The organism is Streptomyces sp. JW3 (assembly GCF_052216785.1).
Taxonomy (GTDB): domain Bacteria; phylum Actinomycetota; class Actinomycetes; order Streptomycetales; family Streptomycetaceae; genus Streptomyces.
The window spans coordinates 1-18,291 of sequence record NZ_JBQOUX010000073.1 but is presented as its reverse complement, the minus strand read 5'-3'; the positions used below and the strand labels follow the sequence as shown (position 1 = coordinate 18,291).

The 18,291-nt window shown below is 71.4% G+C and carries 17 protein-coding genes; 6 read left to right on the top strand and 11 right to left on the bottom strand.

Annotated elements, in window-relative coordinates:
• The first annotated feature begins 89 nt into the window (after positions 1-89).
• A complete protein-coding gene (locus ACTT8P_RS25965) occupies positions 90-1,115 on the top strand; it encodes an ATP-dependent 6-phosphofructokinase (protein ID WP_442834165.1) in 1,026 nt (341 codons plus the stop codon).
• Positions 1,116-1,147: 32 nt separating this feature from the next.
• Here the strand turns inward: ACTT8P_RS25965 and ACTT8P_RS25960 are convergent, their stop codons facing one another.
• The 6 genes from ACTT8P_RS25960 to ACTT8P_RS25935 form a co-directional block, all read right to left on the bottom strand.
• Complete coding sequence (locus ACTT8P_RS25960) at positions 1,148-1,852, bottom strand: helix-turn-helix domain-containing protein (protein WP_442834164.1); 705 nt, start codon at positions 1,850-1,852, stop codon at positions 1,148-1,150.
• 101 nt (positions 1,853-1,953) lie between these two features.
• Positions 1,954-2,778 (bottom strand): carbohydrate ABC transporter permease, encoded by an 825-nt coding sequence (locus ACTT8P_RS25955; RefSeq protein ID WP_442834163.1) that lies wholly within the window; start codon positions 2,776-2,778, stop codon positions 1,954-1,956.
• 5 nt (positions 2,779-2,783) lie between these two features.
• Positions 2,784-3,650: a carbohydrate ABC transporter permease gene (locus tag ACTT8P_RS25950; protein WP_442834162.1), complete on the bottom strand. Its 867-nt coding sequence runs from the start codon at positions 3,648-3,650 to the stop codon at positions 2,784-2,786.
• Positions 3,647-5,014 carry an extracellular solute-binding protein gene (locus tag ACTT8P_RS25945; protein WP_442834161.1) on the bottom strand — a complete coding sequence of 456 codons (1,368 nt, stop codon included), beginning with the start codon at positions 5,012-5,014 and terminating at the stop codon, positions 3,647-3,649. The genes ACTT8P_RS25950 and ACTT8P_RS25945 overlap by 4 nt, the downstream gene beginning before the upstream one ends.
• Positions 5,015-5,319: 305 nt before the next feature.
• Entirely contained in the window at positions 5,320-5,511 is a 192-nt protein-coding gene (locus ACTT8P_RS25940) for a hypothetical protein (protein ID WP_442834160.1), read from the bottom strand.
• Between the two features lie 20 nt (positions 5,512-5,531).
• Positions 5,532-6,389 (bottom strand): helix-turn-helix domain-containing protein, encoded by an 858-nt coding sequence (locus ACTT8P_RS25935; RefSeq protein WP_442834159.1) that lies wholly within the window; start codon positions 6,387-6,389, stop codon positions 5,532-5,534.
• Positions 6,390-6,558: 169 nt separating this feature from the next.
• Between ACTT8P_RS25935 and ACTT8P_RS25930 the strand changes: the two genes are divergently transcribed.
• Positions 6,559-7,032, top strand: coding sequence for an ATP-binding protein (locus ACTT8P_RS25930; RefSeq protein WP_442834158.1), 474 nt, complete (start codon positions 6,559-6,561; stop codon positions 7,030-7,032).
• Positions 7,033-7,035: 3 nt separating this feature from the next.
• On the opposite strand, the gene ACTT8P_RS25925 is transcribed toward ACTT8P_RS25930, so the two are convergent.
• Both ACTT8P_RS25925 and ACTT8P_RS25920 read right to left on the bottom strand, forming a co-directional pair.
• Positions 7,036-7,713, bottom strand: a complete 678-nt coding sequence (locus tag ACTT8P_RS25925) for a response regulator (RefSeq protein WP_442834157.1) — start codon at positions 7,711-7,713, stop codon at positions 7,036-7,038.
• Positions 7,710-9,311: a sensor histidine kinase gene (locus ACTT8P_RS25920; protein WP_442834156.1), complete on the bottom strand. Its 1,602-nt coding sequence runs from the start codon at positions 9,309-9,311 to the stop codon at positions 7,710-7,712. The genes ACTT8P_RS25925 and ACTT8P_RS25920 overlap by 4 nt, the downstream gene beginning before the upstream one ends.
• Before the next feature lie 145 nt (positions 9,312-9,456).
• Here ACTT8P_RS25920 and ACTT8P_RS25915 point away from each other — a divergent pair, with 145 nt between their 5' ends.
• The 4 genes from ACTT8P_RS25915 to ACTT8P_RS25900 all read left to right on the top strand — a co-directional run bounded on the left by ACTT8P_RS25915 (position 9,457) and on the right by ACTT8P_RS25900 (position 14,070).
• Entirely contained in the window at positions 9,457-10,845 is a 1,389-nt protein-coding gene (locus tag ACTT8P_RS25915; RefSeq protein WP_442834155.1) for a cation:dicarboxylate symporter family transporter, read from the top strand.
• A gap of 118 nt (positions 10,846-10,963) precedes the next feature.
• On the top strand, positions 10,964-11,365 hold the full coding sequence (locus tag ACTT8P_RS25910) for a MerR family transcriptional regulator (RefSeq protein ID WP_442834154.1): 402 nt from the start codon (positions 10,964-10,966) through the stop codon (positions 11,363-11,365).
• Positions 11,366-11,373: 8 nt separating this feature from the next.
• Positions 11,374-11,688 carry a thioredoxin gene (gene trxA / locus ACTT8P_RS25905; protein WP_442834185.1) on the top strand — a complete coding sequence of 105 codons (315 nt, stop codon included), beginning with the start codon at positions 11,374-11,376 and terminating at the stop codon, positions 11,686-11,688.
• A 165-nt stretch (positions 11,689-11,853) separates the two neighbouring features.
• On the top strand, positions 11,854-14,070 hold the full coding sequence (locus ACTT8P_RS25900; RefSeq protein ID WP_442834184.1) for a HelD family protein: 2,217 nt from the start codon (positions 11,854-11,856) through the stop codon (positions 14,068-14,070).
• Positions 14,071-14,076: 6 nt separating this feature from the next.
• On the opposite strand, the gene glgB is transcribed toward ACTT8P_RS25900, so the two are convergent.
• From glgB to ACTT8P_RS25885, 3 genes are all read right to left on the bottom strand, one after another.
• Positions 14,077-16,509, bottom strand: a complete 2,433-nt coding sequence (glgB, locus tag ACTT8P_RS25895; protein ID WP_442834153.1) for a 1,4-alpha-glucan branching enzyme — start codon at positions 16,507-16,509, stop codon at positions 14,077-14,079.
• A gap of 18 nt (positions 16,510-16,527) precedes the next feature.
• On the bottom strand, positions 16,528-17,922 hold the full coding sequence (locus ACTT8P_RS25890; protein ID WP_442834152.1) for a maltokinase N-terminal cap-like domain-containing protein: 1,395 nt from the start codon (positions 17,920-17,922) through the stop codon (positions 16,528-16,530).
• 75 nt (positions 17,923-17,997) lie between these two features.
• The coding region (locus tag ACTT8P_RS25885; protein WP_442834151.1) for an alpha-glucosidase C-terminal domain-containing protein at positions 17,998-18,291 on the bottom strand (294 nt) is incomplete at its 5' end.

The following is an 18,291-nucleotide window of genomic DNA, read 5'->3' as shown; positions in this document are numbered from 1 at the left end:
CGTCAATGCGGCGTCGGCACTCTCCGGTGGGACGTGGAACAATCGACAGTGCCTCACCGGTGTCCACAGGGAGCAGGAGACACAGCACGATGCGTATCGGAGTTCTCACCGCAGGCGGCGACTGTCCCGGCCTGAACGCAGTGATCCGGTCGGTCGTGCACCGAGCGGTCGCGCAGTACGGCGACGAGGTCATCGGCTTCGAGGACGGCTACGCGGGCCTGCTGGACGGCCGCTACCGCACCCTCGACCTGAACGCGGTCAGCGGCATCCTGGCCCGCGGCGGCACCATCCTCGGCTCCTCCCGCCTCGAGCGCGACCGGCTGCGCGAGGCGTGCGAGAACGCGGCCGACATCGCCCGCGACTTCGGCATCGACGCGCTGATCCCGATCGGCGGCGAGGGCACGCTGACCGCGGCCCGGATGCTGTCCGACGCCGGGCTGCCGGTGGTCGGCGTGCCGAAGACGATCGACAACGACATCTCCTCCACCGACCGTACCTTCGGCTTCGACACGGCGGTCGGCGTGGCCACGGAGGCGATGGACCGGCTGAAGACGACGGCCGAGTCGCACCAGCGCGTCATGGTCGTCGAGGTCATGGGCCGGCACGCCGGCTGGATCGCCCTGGAGTCCGGCATGGCGGCCGGCGCGCACGGCATCTGCCTGCCCGAGCGGCCCTTCGACCCGGCCGACCTGGTCAAGATGGTCGAGGAGCGGTTCGCCCGGGGCAAGAAGTTCGCCGTGATCTGCGTGGCCGAGGGCGCCCACCCCGCCGAGGGGTCGATGGACTACGGGCACGGCGCGATCGACCAGTTCGGCCACGAGCGCTTCCAGGGCATCGGCACGGCACTGGCGTACGAGCTGGAGCGCCGGCTCGGCAAGGAGGCCAAGCCGGTCATCCTCGGCCATGTGCAGCGCGGCGGCACGCCCACCGCGTACGACCGGGTGCTCGCCACCCGGTTCGGCTGGCACGCGGTGGAGGCCGCGCACCGGGGCGACTTCGGCCGGATGACGGCCTTGCGCGGCACCGACGTGGTGATGGTGCCGCTCGCGGAGGCGGTGACCGAGCTGAAGACGGTGCCGCAGGACCGGATCGTCGAGGCCGAGTCGGTTTTCTAGGACTCCTCGGCGGCTCTTCGTCTCAACGATGTCTAAGGCGCCCCGCCGGTCTCCTTCTCGACCCCCGACCAGAAGTACTCCAGCACCCGGTCGCGCAGCTCGCGGCCCAGGGGGGTGGCCAGCCGGGCCTGGTACTCGGCGTGCAGCTCCGCCAGGACGTCGTCCAGGACGCCCCGGTCCAGCAGCGGGACGAGCTTGGCGATGGCCCGGGTCTGGCTGCCCGGCCGGCGGCCGGTGACCGCGCCGCGCAGCAGTTCGGTGAGCCGTTCCTCGTTCCCGGAGACGGTGACGAGGTCCGGCAGCGACAGGCCGAGCAGCCCGGCCAGCGCCGTCGACTGCCGGTCGGTGCCGCGCCACGCCTCCCGCTCCTCCATCCGCAGGTAGGACCGGGGGTCGACCCCGGTGGCCCGGGCCACCTCCTCGGGCGGCAGGCCCCGGGCGACCCGGTGTTCGAGCAGGGTGCGGGGCCGGGCGACCAGGTCGGTGGGGGCGCACCACAGAGCGCCGGCCAGGGCGGTGAGTTCGGCGGCGGCGGGCAGCGCCTCGCCGCGCTCCCAGGCGAGCACCAGGTCCGGACCGACGTACGGCAGTCCGTACGACACCCGCATGTCGCGGGCGACGTGTTCGGGGCCCATGCCGAGGGCGACGCGGAGCCGGTGGGCGGCCAGGGGGTCGAAGGGGGACGCGGGCTGGTCGGGCCGGCCGGGCTGGTCCGGGAGGGCTTCGGGTCGGGGCACGGGCCACAAGGTAGGGGGCCGGACGTGCTTTGACTACAGTCCGTTCGGCCAGGAACACGGATCGTAGGAAGCTACGGTTACGCGTGTCCGTTCCCCGACCGTCACCCCTTGACGGCACCGCCCAGCGCGAAGCCGCCGCCCAGTCGCCGGGAGATCAGTACGTAGAGCAGGATCACCGGCGTCGAGTAGACGATCGAGAACGCGGCGAGCTGACCGTACGCCACCATGCCCCGGTTGCCGAAGAACTCGTTGACGCTGACCGAGGCCGGCATCTGGTCCGGGGTGAGCAGCAGCATGAAGGGGACGAAAAAGTTCCCCCACATCATCACGAACGAGAACACCGTCACCACCGCCACCCCCGGCCCCATCAGCGGCAGCACGATCCGCAGCAGGGACTGGAAGGACGACGCCCCGTCGGTCCAGGCCGCCTCCTCCAGCTCCTTCGGCACGCCGTCCATGAAGTTCTTCATCAGCCAGATGGCGAACGGGAGTTGGGAGGCGGCGAAGAAGAAGATCGTGCCCTGGAGGGTGTCGATGAGGTTGACGCGGACGAACAGGGCGTACACCGGCACCATGATCGCCGTGATGGGCAGCGAGGTGGCGAACAGGACGGTGAGCAGGAAGGGGCGGTTGAGGCGGGAGCGGAACCGGGACAGCGGGTACGCGGCAAGCGCCGCGCACGCCACCGTGAGCGCCGTCGCGCCGCCGCACAGGATCAGGCTGTTGCGCAGCGGGGTGAAGGTGACCTCGTCGGTGAGGATCGCGTCGAAGTGGTCGAGAGTGACCCCGTCGGGGACCCGCACCCGCAGGCCCGCGTGCGGGTCGACGGCGGACAGCAGCACCCACAGCAGCGGCAGCGCGAACGCGGCGGCGGTCACCAGCAGTCCGGCGTCGGCGGCCAGCGTCCGTCTTCTCGAACGGGTCACGCCGCTCACACCTCCGTCCGCAGCAGCCGCAGGTACCCGACCGAGAACAGCGAGCCGATCAGCAGCAGGAGCAGCGCGACCGCCGTGCCGTAGCCGATCAGGCTGTTCTGGAACGCCTGCTCGTACATGTACAGCGGCAGCGTCTGGCTCCGGCCGCTGGGCCCGCCCCGGGTCATCACCCAGATCAGCCCGAAGACGGACAGCGTCTGGAGGGTGTTGAGCATGAGGTTGGTGGCGATGGAGCGGCGGATCATCGGCAGGGTGACGTGCCACAGCCGCCGCCAGCCGCCCGCTCCGTCGACCTCGGCGGCCTCGGTGACCTCTTTCGGGATCTCGTCGAGCGCGGCCGAGTACACGAGCATTGAGAACGCCGTGCCCCGCCACACGTTGGCGAAGGAAACCGCAAGGATCGGCAGGGTGAACAACCAGTTCTGGGAGGGCAGACGCAGCCAGTCCAGAACGGCGTTCAGAGTGCCCTCACGGCGGAAGAACGCATACAGCAGGAACCCGGCGACGACCTCCGGCAGCACCCACGCGGTGACGACGATGCCGCCGGTCAGTGTCCGCACCGGTTTCGAGGCGCGCCGCATCAGGGCGGCCAGCGCCAGCCCGAGCGTGTTCTGCCCGACCAGCGACGACAGCACGGTGAACACCAGGGTCAGCCATACGGCGTTCAGGAACCCGTCGTCCCCGAACGCCCGCCGGAAGTTGTCGAACCCGACGTACGACTGCGCGGCCTGCCCGGTCAGCTGGAGGTCGGTGAAGGCGATGACGACGCAGTAGGCGATCGGGCCGGCGAGGAAGAGCAGCAGCAGGACGGCGGCGGGGGCGACGGGGGACGCCCGGACCAGGGCCCGGCGCGCTGGGCTCACTTCTCGACCACCTGGTCGTCGGTGGCCTCGCGCAGCGCGCTGTCGTAATCCCGCATGGCCTCCTCGACCGACCGGTCACCGGTCGTCACTCCCTCCATCGCCTCCTGGATGGCGGTGGTGACCTTCGGGTACGCCGGGTAGGCGGGCCGGTAGTGGGTGTGGGCGACGAGATCGGTGAAGAACTTGATGCCGGGTTGGGCGTCGACGTAGCCGGGGTCGGCCGCGACGTCCTCGCGCACCGCGATGCCAGAGTTGGCGACGTACCACTTCTGGGCGTTGGCCTTGGTCTGCATGGTCTTGATGAACTCGAAGGCCAGGTCGGGGTTGCCCGCCTTGGCCGGGATCGACCAGGTCCAGCCGCCCGACATGCTGACCTTGCCGGGCGCCTGCCCGGCTTGCGTCGGCATGGCGGCCAGCCCCAACTCCTTCGACCACTCGGGCCACTCGTGCCCGCTGCCCGGCAGCCAGTCCTGCGGCAGCCAGGAACCGTCCAGGGCGATGCCGAGCTTGCCCTCGGGCAGCCACTCGCCCCGCACCCGGGTCATGATGTTGGGATCGAGCGCGTCGGACACCTCGGGTCCGAGCTTCTCCCCGTACACCGTCTCCACGAAGGAGAGCGCGTCCCGGAACCCCTTCCCCGCGCTGATCCACTTCTTCGACGCCTTGTCGTACAGCGGGTCCGTGCTGCCGCCGTCGGTCCCGTACAGCAGCATCTGGAACCCCTGCATGGTGGCGCCCTCGCCGACCGGCTTGCCGGTGTAGACGTTGAGGGGGATCACGCCGGGCACCTTCTCCTTGATGGTGCGGGCGGCGGCCAGCAGGTCGTCCCAGCTCCTCGGCTGCCAGTCGGCGGGCAGCCCCGCCTTGGCGAACACGTCCTTGCTGAACCACAGCCCCCGGGTGTCCGTGCCGTCCGGTACGCCGTACGTCTTCCCGTCCTCGCCCTGGGCCGCGGCCTTCGCGGTGTCGACGAACCGGTCCCAGTCCGGCCACTTGGCCAGATAGTCGTCGAGGGGCTGCAAGTACCCGCTGGTGATGTCGGAGTTGATGAGGAAGGTGTCCTCGTAGACCAGGTCGGGCGCGGTCTTCGGCGACCGCAGCATCTGCTGCACCTTGGTGTAGTACTCGGAGTCCGGCGCCTTGATCGGCACCAGCTCGACCTTCTTGCCGGGGTTCGCCTTCTCGAACTGCTTCCGGACGCCGGCGAGGTAGTCGTCCATCACCTTCACGGAGTTGTCCGTGGACTGCTTGAAGGAGACCTTGAGGGTGTCCGGATCACTGCCGGAACCACCGGAACAGGCGGTGAGGGCGGTGGCGGCGAGGGCGGTGGCGAGGAGCAGGGCTGCGGTGGGGCGCACGGGCATGACCTCCTGCGGGCACGACGCTGTGGCCGGGATGGCTGCGAGGTGAACGTAGGAGGGGCGGTCCGGCCGGGTCAATGCGTGTGCGGGCGTTGGGGGGTGTGCGGATCGATAAACGTGAACGGAGAGGGAATCGCATGACCGGAGCCGGCTCCTGCGGCCCGGCGGCTCGGCCTCGCCGCAGGAGTTCCCGGCTGCCCTCGGGTGGGGTGGCCCTGGAAATGGATGACAGTGGGGCTCGAAGTGTCATCCGTTTTCAGCGGACCCGCTGGGGCTGCGGGCAGTCGGCGGAAGAAATGGCACATACGTCACAGCAGGTGGTCGGCTGCCCCGGCCTTGATGTCCCGGATGAGCGCGCGGAGGGCTTCGCGGGAGTCGGTGAGGGGGTGGTTCTCCTGCCCGGCGACCGCGATGTAGGCGTTGCCTTGGGGGTCGGTGCCTATGCGGAAGCAGTTGTTGCCTTCGGCGCAGAAGGGTTCTTCCCAGGTGATGTCGGCCATTGGCTGCCTTCCTTTCGGGTTCAGAGCTGATGGACGATGGTGTGGATCAGGTCCCGAGAGTCCTCGGGGCTCAGGGTATGGGCGTGCCACCAGTCCAGATGGGACCGGTACTTGATCAGCTGGGCCTCGGCGTGGGTGAACTCGCCCCCGTGTGCGGAGTCCAACTGCACGGTGTCCAGTTGAGGAACCGCGCCGTGCGCGTAGAGCACTGCGTGTCCGGCGCCGGGGAACGCGCCGGCCTCCACGGGGAGGACGCGGATCTCGATACGGGGGCGTTCGGACATCTCGCAGATGTGCTGGAGTTGCTCCCGCATGGCGCGGCGTCCGCCGAACTGCATACGCAGCGCCCACTCGTGCACATACGCGATGTACTCGACGGCCCCGGGCTGTTCACGGTCGAGGACTTGTTGCCGCCGCAGGCGCTGAACCACCCGAAGTTCCACTTCCGACGTGGGCAAGGGCGGCAGCGCGGCGGCGAAGACGGCGCGGGCGTACCCCCCGAGTTGCAGCAGGCCCGGAATGTGCACGGTCTGATAACTGCGCAGTCGCGTGGCGAACCACTCCAGTTCGGCGACGTCCAGCAGCCCTTGAGGCAAGGTCCCTCGGTACTGCTGCCACCATCCCCGTCTGCGCGTGTCGGCCGTGTCGGCCAGCGCTTCGACGTATGCCTCGTCCGAGCACTCGTAGTTGCTGGCGAGTATCCGGATCCTTTCCGGTGAGACGGCTCGGACTCCCGACTCGATGTTGGACACCTTCGTGCGGTCGGTTCCCAGGAGGCCGGCGGCGTACTCCGTGGTCCGTCCAGCCGCGATCCGCATCCTGCGCAGCTCGGCACCCAGGCGTTTTTGACGCTCCGTCGGCGCGGGTCGTGTCGGCATGTGTGCTCTTCCTCCGGCGAGTTCGGAGTCAGTCTGCACCGCCCGAGTAGCTACGGTCCAACTGAAAGTGGGCAATATTCTATAGCTAGTGGCACGTGTGCCACATTGCAGCTCATTGAGTTTCGGCCTCGTGACACTGAGTCCGGCCGGCACCATCGAGGAGTCACCCATGCCCACAGCCGTCACCGCCGGTCCGGTCCTCTTCGGCGAAGCCGACCCGCCGCCGTCACCGGCTCCGTCCCCCGACAGGCTGGCCTACGACTTCACGCTCCCCGCCGGGCCGACCGGACCGCGTGTCGCCCGGGTGATCACCCGGACCGTGCTGGAAACGCACGGACTCGGCGGCCTGACCGATGCCGCCGTGCTCGTCGTTTCCGAACTGGTCACCTGTGCCGCCCGGTTGACACCCGACAGCGCGGTGTACGCGTCCCTGCGCTACGGGCGCGGGGAACTGCGGGTGGTGCTGTACGACGGTCACGCCCGGCACGCCCATCCCCGGCTCGCCGCCGCCTGCGACGCGCGGCGGCGGGCCGCGTTGCGGATGCTCGGGCGGGTGGTGCGGGCGTATGAAGGGGACTGGGGGTTCGGGGAGGCCCGGGAGCCCGGCGGTGGGACGCGGATGTGGGCGGTGCTGCCGGGCTGACGGTTACTTCTCCCGCACCCACCGATACTGCAACTCCGGCCGCCCCACCGCCCCGTACTGCGGGCGTCGCTGCGCGCGGCCGGTGTCGACCAGGTGTTCCAGGTAGCGGCGGGCGGTGATGCGGGAGATGCCGGTCTCCTCGGCCAGGGCGGCTGCCGTCAGGCCCTCCTCGGCGGCGCGCAGCGTGTCCCGTACCCGCTGGAGGGTCGGTGCGCTCAGGCCCTTGGGCAGGGATGCCGGCCCCGGTGGACGCAGGGTGGCGAGCGCCCGGTCGACCTCGTCCTGGCCGCTCGCCTCGCCGGCGGCCCCCCGGAACTCGGCGTAGCGGACCAGGCGGTCGCGCAGGGTCGCGAAGGTGAACGGCTTCAGGACGTACTGGACGACACCCAGGGAGACGCCCTCGCGGACCACCGTCAGGTCCCGCGCCGAGGTCACCGCTATCACGTCGGCCCGATGCCCGGCGGCGCGCAGCGAACGGGCCAGTTGCAGGCCGTGCACGTCCGGCAGATGCAGGTCGAGCAGGATCAGGTCGACCGGCGTGCGGTCCAGCACCCGGCGGGCCTCCGCGCCGGAGTGGGCCTTGCCGACGGCGGTGAACCCCGGCACCCGGCCCACGTACATCACGTGCGCGTCGGCGGCGACCGGGTCGTCCTCGACCACCAGGACGCGGATGCCCGTCATGCCCGTACCGCCGTCAGTGGCAGCTCCGCCGCGAAGGACGCCCCGCCGCCCGCCGCCTCCGTCACCGTCAGGGTGCCGCCGTGGCGGTGGACGGCCTGGCGGACCAGGGCGAGGCCCAGGCCCCGCCCGCCGGGGCCGGCCGGTTTGGTGGAGAAGCCGCGCTGGAAGAGCAGGTCGGCGTGGTCCGGGTCGACGCCGGGGCCGGTGTCGGTCACCCGCACCACCAGCCGGTCCCGGTCCGTGTACGCCGTCACCGTGACCCGCGCCCACACCCCGCCCTGCGCCGCGTCCACCGCGTTGTCGATCAGGTTGCCCAGGATGGTGACCAGGTCGCGGGCGGGCAGGGACGGCGGGAGCAGGCCGTCGTCCAGGCGGGAGTCGGGGGAGACCACCAGCTCCACGCCGCGCTCGTTGGCCTGCGCCGTCTTGCCCAGCAGCAGCGCGGCCAGCACGGGTTCGCCGACGGCCGCCACCACCTGGTCGGTGAGCGCCTGGGCCAGTTCCAGTTCGGCGGTCGCGAACTCCACCGCCTCCTCCGACCGGCCCAGCTCGATCAGCGACACCACCGTGTGCAGCCGGTTGGCCGCCTCGTGCGCCTGGGAGCGCAGCGCCTGGGAGAAGCCGCGCTCCGAGTTCAGCTCGCCCATCAGCGACTGGAGCTGGGTCACGTCGCGCAGGGTGACGACCGTGCCGCGCCGCTCGCCGCCGGAGACCGGGGAGGTGTTCACCACCAGGACGCGGTCGGCGGTGAGGTGCACCTCGTCCGTCCGCCGCTCGGCCGCCAGCAGCGCGCCCGTCAGAGGGGACGGCAGGCCCAGTTCCGCGACCGGGGCGCCGACCACCGCACCGCTCACCCCCAGCAGCTCCCGGCCGCCGTCGTTGATCAGCGCCACCCGGTGCTGTCCGTCCAGCATCAGCAGCCCCTCGCGCACCGCGTGCAGCGCCGCCTGGTGGTAGTCGTGCATCCGGCTCAGCTCGGCCGCGTTCATGCCGTGGGTGTGCCGGCGCAGCCGCGCGTTGATGACGTACGTGCCGATCGCGCCGAGGGCCAGCGCGCCCGCCGCCGCTGTCAGCAGGGCGGTCAGCTGCTCGCGGGCCAGCTTGCTGATCTCGTCGACCTTGATCCCGGCGCTGACCAGGCCGACCACCCGCGCCCCGTCCCGGACCGGGGTGACCGCGCGGACCGACGGGCCGAGCGTGCCGGTGTAGGTCTCGGTGAAGGTGCGGCCCTGCAACGCCGGCGCTATGTGGCCTTGGAAGGTGCGGCCGATCTGGTCGGGGTCGGGGTGCGTCCAGCGGGTGCCGGCCGGGCTCATGATCGTGACGAAGTCGACCTCGGTGTCCGCCATGACCCGCACCGCGTACGGCTGGAGCCGCGCCGACGGGTCCGATGTGGCGATCGCCTCCCGCACGGACGGCGAGTCGGCGATCGACAGGGCGACCGCCCGCGCCTCGCGTCCGGCGGCGTCCTCGGCCTGGCCCCGGTCGTTGACGTACGTGAACACCGCGTAGCCCGCCACCAGCACCGCGATCAGCACGGCCTGCACGGCGAAGAGCTGTGCGGCCAGGCTGCGGGGACGGGGGACGCGGAGGTGCATGCCGTCAGTGTCCCTCCTGGCCGCGCGGTGAACTAAATGAACGAAAGGGTGACCGCGCTCACAGAGCGCGAGATAGTCACCGGGTTCCCCCACCCCGGACGTGAGCCGCACGCCGGTGACACCGACGTCGCCAAGGAGGGCCGCCGTGACCAGCGCAGCCGATACGGCACCAGCCGCACCCACCGCCAAGCGGGACCGCACCCACTATCTCTACATCGCGGTGATCGTCGCGGTCGCCCTCGGTATCGCCGTCGGCCTGATCGCGCCGGACTTCGCGGTCGAGTTGAAGCCGATCGGTACCGGCTTCGTCAATCTGATCAAGATGATGATCTCGCCGATCATCTTCTGCACGATCGTGCTCGGCATCGGTTCGGTCCGCAAGGCCGCGAAGGTCGGCGCGGTGGGCGGTATCGCCCTCGGCTACTTCATGGTGATGTCGCTGGTCGCCCTGGCCATCGGCCTGGTCGTCGGCAACATCCTGGAGCCGGGCACCGGCCTCGCGGTCACCGACGCGATCAAGGAGACCGGGCACGCGCAGGTCGACGCGGAGGCCAAGAACACCACCGAGTTCCTGCTCGGCATCATCCCGACCACGATCGTCTCGGCGTTCACCGAGGGCGAGGTCCTCCAGACCCTGCTGGTCGCCCTGCTCTGCGGCTTCGCGCTCCAGGCCATGGGCGACGCCGGGCGGCCGGTGCTGCGCGGCGTCGAGCACATCCAGCGCCTCGTCTTCCGGGTCCTCGCCATGATCATGTGGGCCGCGCCGGTCGGCGCGTTCGGCGCGATGGCCGCGGTGACCGGTTCGGCGGGCGTCGACGCCCTGAAGAGCCTGGCCGTGCTGATGCTCGGGTTCTACGTCACCTGCTTCCTGTTCGTCATCGTCGTCCTCGGCGCCCTGCTGAAGATCTGCACCGGCGTCAACGCGCTCTCGCTCTTCAAGTACCTGGGCCGCGAGTTCCTGCTGATCCTGTCGACGTCCTCCTCCGAGTCGGCGCTGCCGCGCCTGATCGCCAAGATGGAGCACCTGGGCGTCAGCAAGCCGGTGGTCGGCATCACCGTGCCGACCGGCTACTCCTTCAACCTCGACGGCACCATGATCTACATGACCATGGCCTCCCTGTTCATCGCCGACGCCATGGGTACGCCGATGTCGATCGGTGAGCAGATCCCCCTGCTGCTGTTCCTGTTCGTCGCCTCCAAGGGCGCCGCCGGGGTCACCGGCGCGGGCCTGGCGACGCTGGCCGGCGGCCTCCAGTCGCACAAGCCCGCCCTGGTGGACGGCATCGGCCTGATCGTCGGCATCGACCGCTTCATGAGCGAGGCCCGCGCCCTGACCAACTTCGCGGGCAACGCGGTGGCCACCGTGCTGATCGGCACCTGGACCAAGGAGATCGACCGGGCCCGGGTCGACGAGGTGCTGGCCGGACGCATCCCGTTCGACGAGCGGACGCTGCTGGACGACGGGCACGGCTCCCAGGAGGCCGGCCTGCCCGAGCAGGGCAGCAGCGGTGACAAGGAGCTGGCCAAGGCCTGACGGCCGCACCGGCCCCACGACCCCGGGCGGCTGAGATCTCCCCCCGTTGCTCAGCCGCCCGGTCCTTCCCTCCCGACTGTTTGCCTTGACGTCCGCGTCAAGGCATACGTTCGTCCGCATGCGAATCGGCGAGCTGGCCGCACGCGCCGGGACCACGACGCGCACGCTGCGGTACTACGAGACCCGCGGGCTGCTGCCCGCCCGGCGGGACGAACACGGGCACCGGACCTACGACGAGCGCGATGTGCGGCTCCTGGAGCAGATCAGGACGCTGCGGGACTTCGGGTTCGAGCTGGAGGAGACCCGGCCCTTCGTGGAGTGTCTGCGGGCCGGGCACCCCGAGGGCGACTCCTGCCCGGCGTCGCTCGCGGTGTACCGGCGCAAGCTGGCGGAGCTGGATGCGCTGATCGGCGAACTGCGCGGGGTGCGGGCCACGGTGGCGGCGCAGCTGGCGCGGGCCGAGGCGGCGGCTGCGGAGTGTCCGGAGCCGCGCTGCGAACTGGGAGGACACACATGGTGATCAGTGGGGTGGCCGAGGTGACCGACGCCGATTTCGCGGCGGAGGTGATCGGGTCGGAGTTGCCGGTACTGGTGGAGTTCACCGCCGACTGGTGCCCGCCGTGCCGGCAGATGGGCCCGGTGCTCAGCGCGCTGGCCGAGGAGGAGTCCGGGCGGCTGCGGGTCGTCCAGCTGAACGTGGACCAGAACCCCGACACGACCAACGCGTACAAGGTGCTGTCGATGCCGACCTTCATGGTCTTCCGGGACGGCGAGCCGGTGCGGTCCATGGTGGGCGCCCGACCCAAGCGCAGGCTCCTGGCGGAACTCTCCGAAGTCCTCTGACCGACCGGAAACAACAAAACCCCCGAGCAATTGCGCTCGGGGGTTTTTCCCGCGTACATTAGGTGGTTCGCGACTTTATACTTGTATGAGCCGCATGGAAGTTCATGAGCACAGTATATCCGGGCGGGAGTAGAATTGTCAAACACCGAATTTCCGGACGATGAATTGCGGCAGGAGCAGGAATTCATCGACGGACTGTACGCGCGGGTGGACGCGCTGCGCGGCGAGACCGAGTCCTCGGTCACCGACGCGCTCGCGCAGGGCAACACCCCCATGCAGGCCCGGCTGGAACGGGACATCCTGGTCGCCGAGCGCTCCGGGCTGCTCGCCGCGCTGAACGCGGTGGACGGCTCGCTCTGCTTCGGCCGGATCGACCTCACCTCCGGGGACGACCACCACATCGGCCGGATCGGGCTGCGCGCCGACGACGCCGACCGCACCCCCGTCCTGATCGACTGGCGGGCCGACCTCGCCCGCCCCTTCTACCTGGCCACCGGCCACACCCCGATGGGCCTGCGCCGCCGCCGGCACCTCACCAGCGAGGGCCGCCGGGTCACCGCCCTGCACGACGAGATCCTCGACCTCGGCGACGCCACCCGCACCGGGCACGAGGACCCGACCGGCGACGCCGTGCTGCTGGCCGCGCTGAACTCGGCGCGCACCGGCCGGATGGGCGACATCGTGCAGACCATCCAGGCCGACCAGGACCGCATCATCCGCGCCCCGCACCGCGGCGTACTGGTCGTCGAGGGCGGCCCCGGCACCGGCAAGACCGCCGTCGCCCTGCACCGGGCCGCCTACCTGCTCTACGAGCACCGCGAACTGCTCGCCAAGCGCGCCGTGCTGATCGTCGGCCCGAACCCGGCCTTCCTCGGCTACATCGGCGAGGTGCTGCCCTCGCTGGGCGAGACCGGCGTCCTGCTGGCCACGGTCGGCGAACTCTTCCCCGGTGTGAAGGCGACGGCCACGGACACCCCCGAGGCGGCCGCCGTGAAGGGCCGGGCCGCGATGGCCGACGTACTCGCCGAAGTGGTCCGGGCCCGGCAGGCGCTGCCCGAACCGGTGATCGCCATCGAGCACGAACGCGAGATCCTGATGCTCGACGACGACCTGGTGAGCGTGGCCCGCGAGCGCACCCGGGCCGCGAAGCTGCCGCACAACGCGGCCCGCGAGCACTTCGAGGGCCACATCCTCAACACGCTCACCGATCTGTACGCCGAGCGCATCGGCACCGACCCCTACGACGGCAGCAGCCTGCTGGACGCCGCCGACATCACCCAGATCCGCGACGAACTCGCCGAGAACCGGGAGGTCTGGTCCGCCATCGACCGGCTCTGGCCGAGGATCACCCCGCGGCGCCTGATCGCGGACTTCCTGGCCGCGCCGGAGGACTTCCTGCCCGCCGCCGACGCCACCGCCGTACGCCGCCCGGTGACCCGGCACTGGACGGTGGCCGACGTACCGCTGCTGGACGAGGCCGCCGAACTCCTCGGCGAGGACGACCGGCTGGCCCGGGACCGGGCCGCCCGCGAGCGCGAGACCCAGGTCGCCTACGCGCAGGGCGTGCTGGACGTCTCCTACGCCTCGCGGACCTACGAGTTCGAGGACAAGGACGAGGAGGACTCCGAGGTCCTGTCCGCGCACGACATCATCGACGCCGAGCGGTTCGCCGAGCGGCAGGAGGAGGACGACCACCGCAGCGCCGCCGAGCGCGCGGCGGCCGACCGCACCTGGGCGTTCGGGCACATCATCGTCGACGAGGCGCAGGAACTCTCGCCGATGGCCTGGCGGCTGCTGATGCGCCGCAGCCCGACCCGTTCGATGACCCTGGTCGGCGACCCGGCGCAGACCGCCGAGGCGGCCGGCGTCGGCTCCTGGTCGAAGATCCTCGCCCCCTACGTCGAGGACCGCTACGAGCACACCCGGCTCGGCGTCAACTACCGCACCCCCGCCGAGATCATGGAATTGGCGGCGGCCGTGGTCCGCGCCGAGCACCCGGCCTTCGAACCGCCCAGCTCGGTACGGTCCACCGGGGTACGGCCGTTCGTCCGCGCCACCGCCGACCTCCCGGCCGCGGTGGCCGACGCGGTCGCCGAACTCACCCCCGCCGAGGGCCGGCTCGCCGTCATCGCCCCGCGCGACCTGCATGACGAGATCGCCGCCCGGCTGGACGGGATCACGCCGGGCGCGGAGCCCGACCTGACCCGCACGGTCGTGCTGCTCGACCCGCGCCAGTCCAAGGGCCTGGAGTTCGACTCCGTACTGGTGGTGGAGCCGGGGCGGTACGGGACGAGCGACCTGTACGTGGCGCTGACCCGGGCCACCCAGCGGATGGGGGTGCTGCACACCGGGGCGCTGCCGAAGGGGCTGGTGGACGCCTGAGGCTCCTCACGCCGGCCGCAGCCACACCGTCGCCAGCGGCGGCAGGGTCAGCCGGATGCTGGCCGCCCGGCCGTGCCACGCCTGGGGTTCCGGCTTGACCGGGCCCGGCTGGGTCACGTCGGAGCCGCCGTAGGCCGCGGTGTCCGTGTTGAGGACCTCCGTCCAGGCGGGGACGTCGTCGGGGACGCCCAGGCGGTAGTCGGGGCGGACCACGGGGGAGAGGTTGGAGACCGAAAGCAGCGGGGTGTTGTCGGTGTCGCGGCGCAGGAAGGCGAAGACGTTGTCCTCGGCGGCGTCGCCGACCACCCACTCGAAGCCGCCGGGGTCGGTGTCGCGGCACCACAGGGCCGGGGTGTCCCGGTAGACGGTGTTCAGGTCCCGGACCAGGGCGAGGACGCCCCGGTGGTCCGGTTCGGCGCCGTAGCCCGGGTCGAGCAGCCACCAGTCCGGGCCGGTCGCCTCCGACCACTCGGCGCCCTGGGCGAACTCCTGTCCCATGAACAGCAGTTGCTTGCCGGGGTGGGCCCACATGAAGGCCAGGTAGGCGCGCAGGCCGGCGCGCTGCTGCCACCAGTCGCCCGGCATCTTCGACACCAGGGAACGCTTGCCGTGCACCACCTCGTCGTGCGAGATGGGCAGCACGTAGTTCTCGCTGTAGGCGTACACCATCGAGAAGGTCATCTCGTGGTGGTGGTACTTGCGGTGCACCGGCTCGTGCGCCATGTACTGGAGCGAGTCGTGCATCCAGCCCATGTTCCACTTCAGGCCGAAACCGAGGCCGCCGAAACCGCTGGGGCCCTTGTGGTGGGTGGCGCGGGTGACGCCGTCCCAGGCCGTCGACTCCTCCGCGATCGTCACGACGCCGGGCGCCCGCCGGTACACGGTGGCGTTCATCTCCTGGAGGAAGGCCACCGCGTCCAGGTTCTCCCGGCCGCCGTGCTCGTTCGGCGTCCACTGGCCCGGCTCGCGCGAGTAGTCCAGGTAGAGCATCGAGGCCACCGCGTCCACCCGCAGCCCGTCGATGTGGAACTCCTCGCACCAGTACACCGCGTTGGCGACCAGGAAGTTGCGCACCTCGCGGCGACCGAAGTCGAACTCCAGGGTGCCCCAGTCGGGGTGCGCGGCCCGCAGCGGGTCGGAGTGCTCGTACAGCGCCCGCCCGTCGAACTCGGCCAGCGCCCAGTCGTCGCGCGGGAAGTGGGCCGGCACCCAGTCCATCAGGACGCCGATCCCGGCCTGGTGCAGCCGGTCCACCAGGTACTTGAAGTCGTCCGGGTCGCCGAGGCGGGCGGTGGGCGCGTAGAAGCCGGTGACCTGGTAGCCCCACGAGCCGCCGAAGGGGTGCTCGGCGACCGGCATCAGTTCCACGTGGGTGAAGCCCAGGTCGGCGACGTAGGCGGGGAGTTCCTCGGCCAGTTCGCGGTAGGTGCGGCCGGGCCGCCAGGACGGCAGGTGCAGCTCGTACACCGAGAACGGCGCCTCGTGCACGGGCGTTCCCGCCCGGCCGGCCAGCCACTCGGCGTCGCCCCACTCATGGCGCGAGGCGTGCACGACCGACGACGTGTCGGGCGGCACCTGGGTGCGGCGGGCCAGCGGATCGGCGCGCAGCGTCCGCGAGCCGTCCGGCCGGGTGATCTCGAACTTGTACAGCTCGCCCTCGCCGACCCCCGGCAGGAACACCTCCCACACCCCCGAGGACCCCAGCGACCGCATCGGGTGGCCGGTGCCGTCCCAGAAGTTGAAACCGCCGGCCACCCGGACGCCGCGCGCGTTCGGCGCCCACACCGCGAACCGGGTGCCGGCCACGCCCTGCCAGGTCATCGGGTGCGCGCCGAGCGCCTCCCACAGCCGCTCGTGCCGGCCCTCACCGATCAGATGCAGGTCCAGATCGCCCAGCGTGGGCAGGAAACGGTAGGCGTCCTCGGTCTCGTGCACGGCGTCGTCGTAGGTGACGAGGAGGCGGTACGGCGGGACCTCCGGGAGCGGCAGCAGCGCGGAGAAGAAGCCGTCGCCGTCGTCGTGCAGGCCGGTTCGGGACTCCGTCCCGGTGACCACGGACACCGCCCGCGCGTACGGCCGGAAGACGCGTACGGCGATCCGGCCGCCGGGCAGCGGATGGGCGCCCAGCACGGCGTGCGGGTCGTGGTGCGTACCGGCCAGCAGCCGGTCGCGGTCGGCGGCGGGGAGCGCGGGGGAGGGCGGGGTTTCGTTCCTGCGCTGCGCGGGGACCGGCTGCTGCCGGGCCGGGGGCGACTTCTGCACCGCCTTGCTGGTGGTCGCTGCCTTTTTCGCAGCTGTCTTCTTGGCAGCCGCCTTCTTCTGCTCGGCAGCCTTCTTGACGGCCGCCTTCTTCTTCGCAGCCGTCTTCTTGACGGCCGCCGTCTTCTGCTCAGCCGTCTTCTGCTCAGCCGTCTTCTTGGTTTCCGGGCGGGGGGTCAAGGGAGGGCCTCCTAGAGGTCAAGCCGGTTCGGACGCGGCCAGGCGGCGGGCCGCGGACAGCGGGACCGGGAGCCAGTCGGGGCGGTGCCGGGCCTCGTACACCACCTCGTAGACCGCCTTGTCCGTCTCGCAGGCGCGCAACAGCACCGGATCGGTCCGCGGGTCGACACCGCCGGCCCCCGCGTACCCGGTGCAGTACGCGGCCCGGCAGGCCGCCGCCCAGCCCGGCGGCGGGGCGTCGGCCGCGTGCGCGGCGTAGTCGAAGGAGCGCAGCATCCCGGCGATGTCCCGGGCCGGCGGCTGCGGCAGCCGGCGTTCGGCGAGCGGCCGGGCCGGCTCGCCCTCGAAGTCGATCAGCGACCACTGTCCGGCCGGGGACCGCAGGCACTGCCCGAGGTGCAGGTCGCCATGGACCCGCTGGGCGGTCCAGGTCCGGCCCTCGGCGGCCAGTGATCCCAGCGCCGTGTACGCCGAGCGCAGTCCCGCCGCGTACGGCAGCAGCGCGGGCACCGCGTGCACCGCCTGGTCCAGCCGTTCGGCCATCTGGGCGACCAGCTGCTCCAGGTGACCGCGGCCCAGCGTGACGGTCGGCAGCGCGGCGGCCAGTGCCGTGTGCACCTCGGCGGTGGCCCGGCCCAGCTCCCGCGCCTCGGCGGTGAAGTCCTCGCCCTTGGCCAGTTCCCGCAGCGCCAGCTCCCAGCCGTCGGCCGCGCCCTGGACATAGGGCTGGAGCACGCCGAGCACCCAGGTCTCACCGGCCAGGTCGGCCGTCATCCACCCGGTCGGGGCCGGCACCCGGGGGCAGCCGGCCCGGGCCAGCGCCAGCGGCAGCTCCAGGTCGGGGTTGACGCCCGGCACGATCCGGCGCAGCAGCTTCAGGATGAACGTGTCGCCGAAGACGACCGAGGAGTTGGACTGCTCGGCGGTCAGCAGCCGGGGGCTGAGCCCGGTACGGATCTCCTGGTCCGGGGCCCGTTCAAAACGAAGCCCGCCGATCCGGGCCCGGCTGCGCAGTGCCTCCAGGACCAGTTCGGCGGGCCGGGTGTCGTGCAGGGCGTCGTAGACCGTCCGGTCGGTCAGCGGGCCCTGGCGCACATGGCCGATCAGCGCGGGCGCCAGCCGGGGCGGCAGCGCCTCGCGCACGCCTATCAGGAGCTGGTAGACGTCGCCCGGGTGGCCGGGCGCGGCGGCGGCCGGGACGTCCGGCTGGTGCGCGCGCAGCAGGACGTGCAGCAGGCCGAGGCGGGCGGTGGCGGGCAGCAGTTCGGTGGCGGCGACGAGGGTGAAGCCGGTGACCGGGCGGCCCTTGCCCGCGAACCACCGCTGCCGCGGCAGCCACTCCCGCAGCAGGGGGTCCAGTGACGCGAGCAGGTCGGGGGTGCTGGTGGCGGTACGGGTGTCGGCTTCCGGCATGGCGGCGCGTTCCCTTCCGGCGATTACTGTTGCGTGCCCCGGGCGGGGCGGCGGAAACCGCCCCGCCCGCGGCTTTCAGGCCCTCTCCTCCGCGCGGAGCCGGAACCAGTAGAAGCCGTGGCTCGCGAGGGTCAGCAAGTAGGGCAGCTCCCCGATGGCCGGGAACCGCACCCCGCCGAACAGCTCCACCGGGTGGCGCCCGTGGAAGGCGCTGAGGTCGAGCTCCGTGGGCTGCGCGAACCGGGAGAAGTTGTGCACGCAGAGGACCAGATCGTCCTCGTATTCGCGCAGAAACGCCAACACCGCGGGGTTGGTGGACGGCAGTTCGGTGTACGAGCCGAGGCCGAAGGCCGGGTTCTGCTTGCGGAT

Coding starts and splice junctions, on each gene's coding strand:
- ACTT8P_RS25965 (WP_442834165.1), top strand. CDS start 90: ATGCGTATCGGAGTTCTCACCGCAGGCGGCGACTGTCCCGGCCTGAAC.
- ACTT8P_RS25945 (WP_442834161.1), bottom strand. CDS start 5,014: ATGCCCGTGCGCCCCACCGCAGCCCTGCTCCTCGCCACCGCCCTCGCC.
- ACTT8P_RS25940 (WP_442834160.1), bottom strand. CDS start 5,511: ATGGCCGACATCACCTGGGAAGAACCCTTCTGCGCCGAAGGCAACAAC.
- ACTT8P_RS25935 (WP_442834159.1), bottom strand. CDS start 6,389: ATGCCGACACGACCCGCGCCGACGGAGCGTCAAAAACGCCTGGGTGCC.
- ACTT8P_RS25930 (WP_442834158.1), top strand. CDS start 6,559: ATGCCCACAGCCGTCACCGCCGGTCCGGTCCTCTTCGGCGAAGCCGAC.
- ACTT8P_RS25925 (WP_442834157.1), bottom strand. CDS start 7,713: ATGACGGGCATCCGCGTCCTGGTGGTCGAGGACGACCCGGTCGCCGCC.
- ACTT8P_RS25920 (WP_442834156.1), bottom strand. CDS start 9,311: ATGCACCTCCGCGTCCCCCGTCCCCGCAGCCTGGCCGCACAGCTCTTC.
- ACTT8P_RS25910 (WP_442834154.1), top strand. CDS start 10,964: ATGCGAATCGGCGAGCTGGCCGCACGCGCCGGGACCACGACGCGCACG.
- ACTT8P_RS25890 (WP_442834152.1), bottom strand. CDS start 17,922: ATGCCGGAAGCCGACACCCGTACCGCCACCAGCACCCCCGACCTGCTC.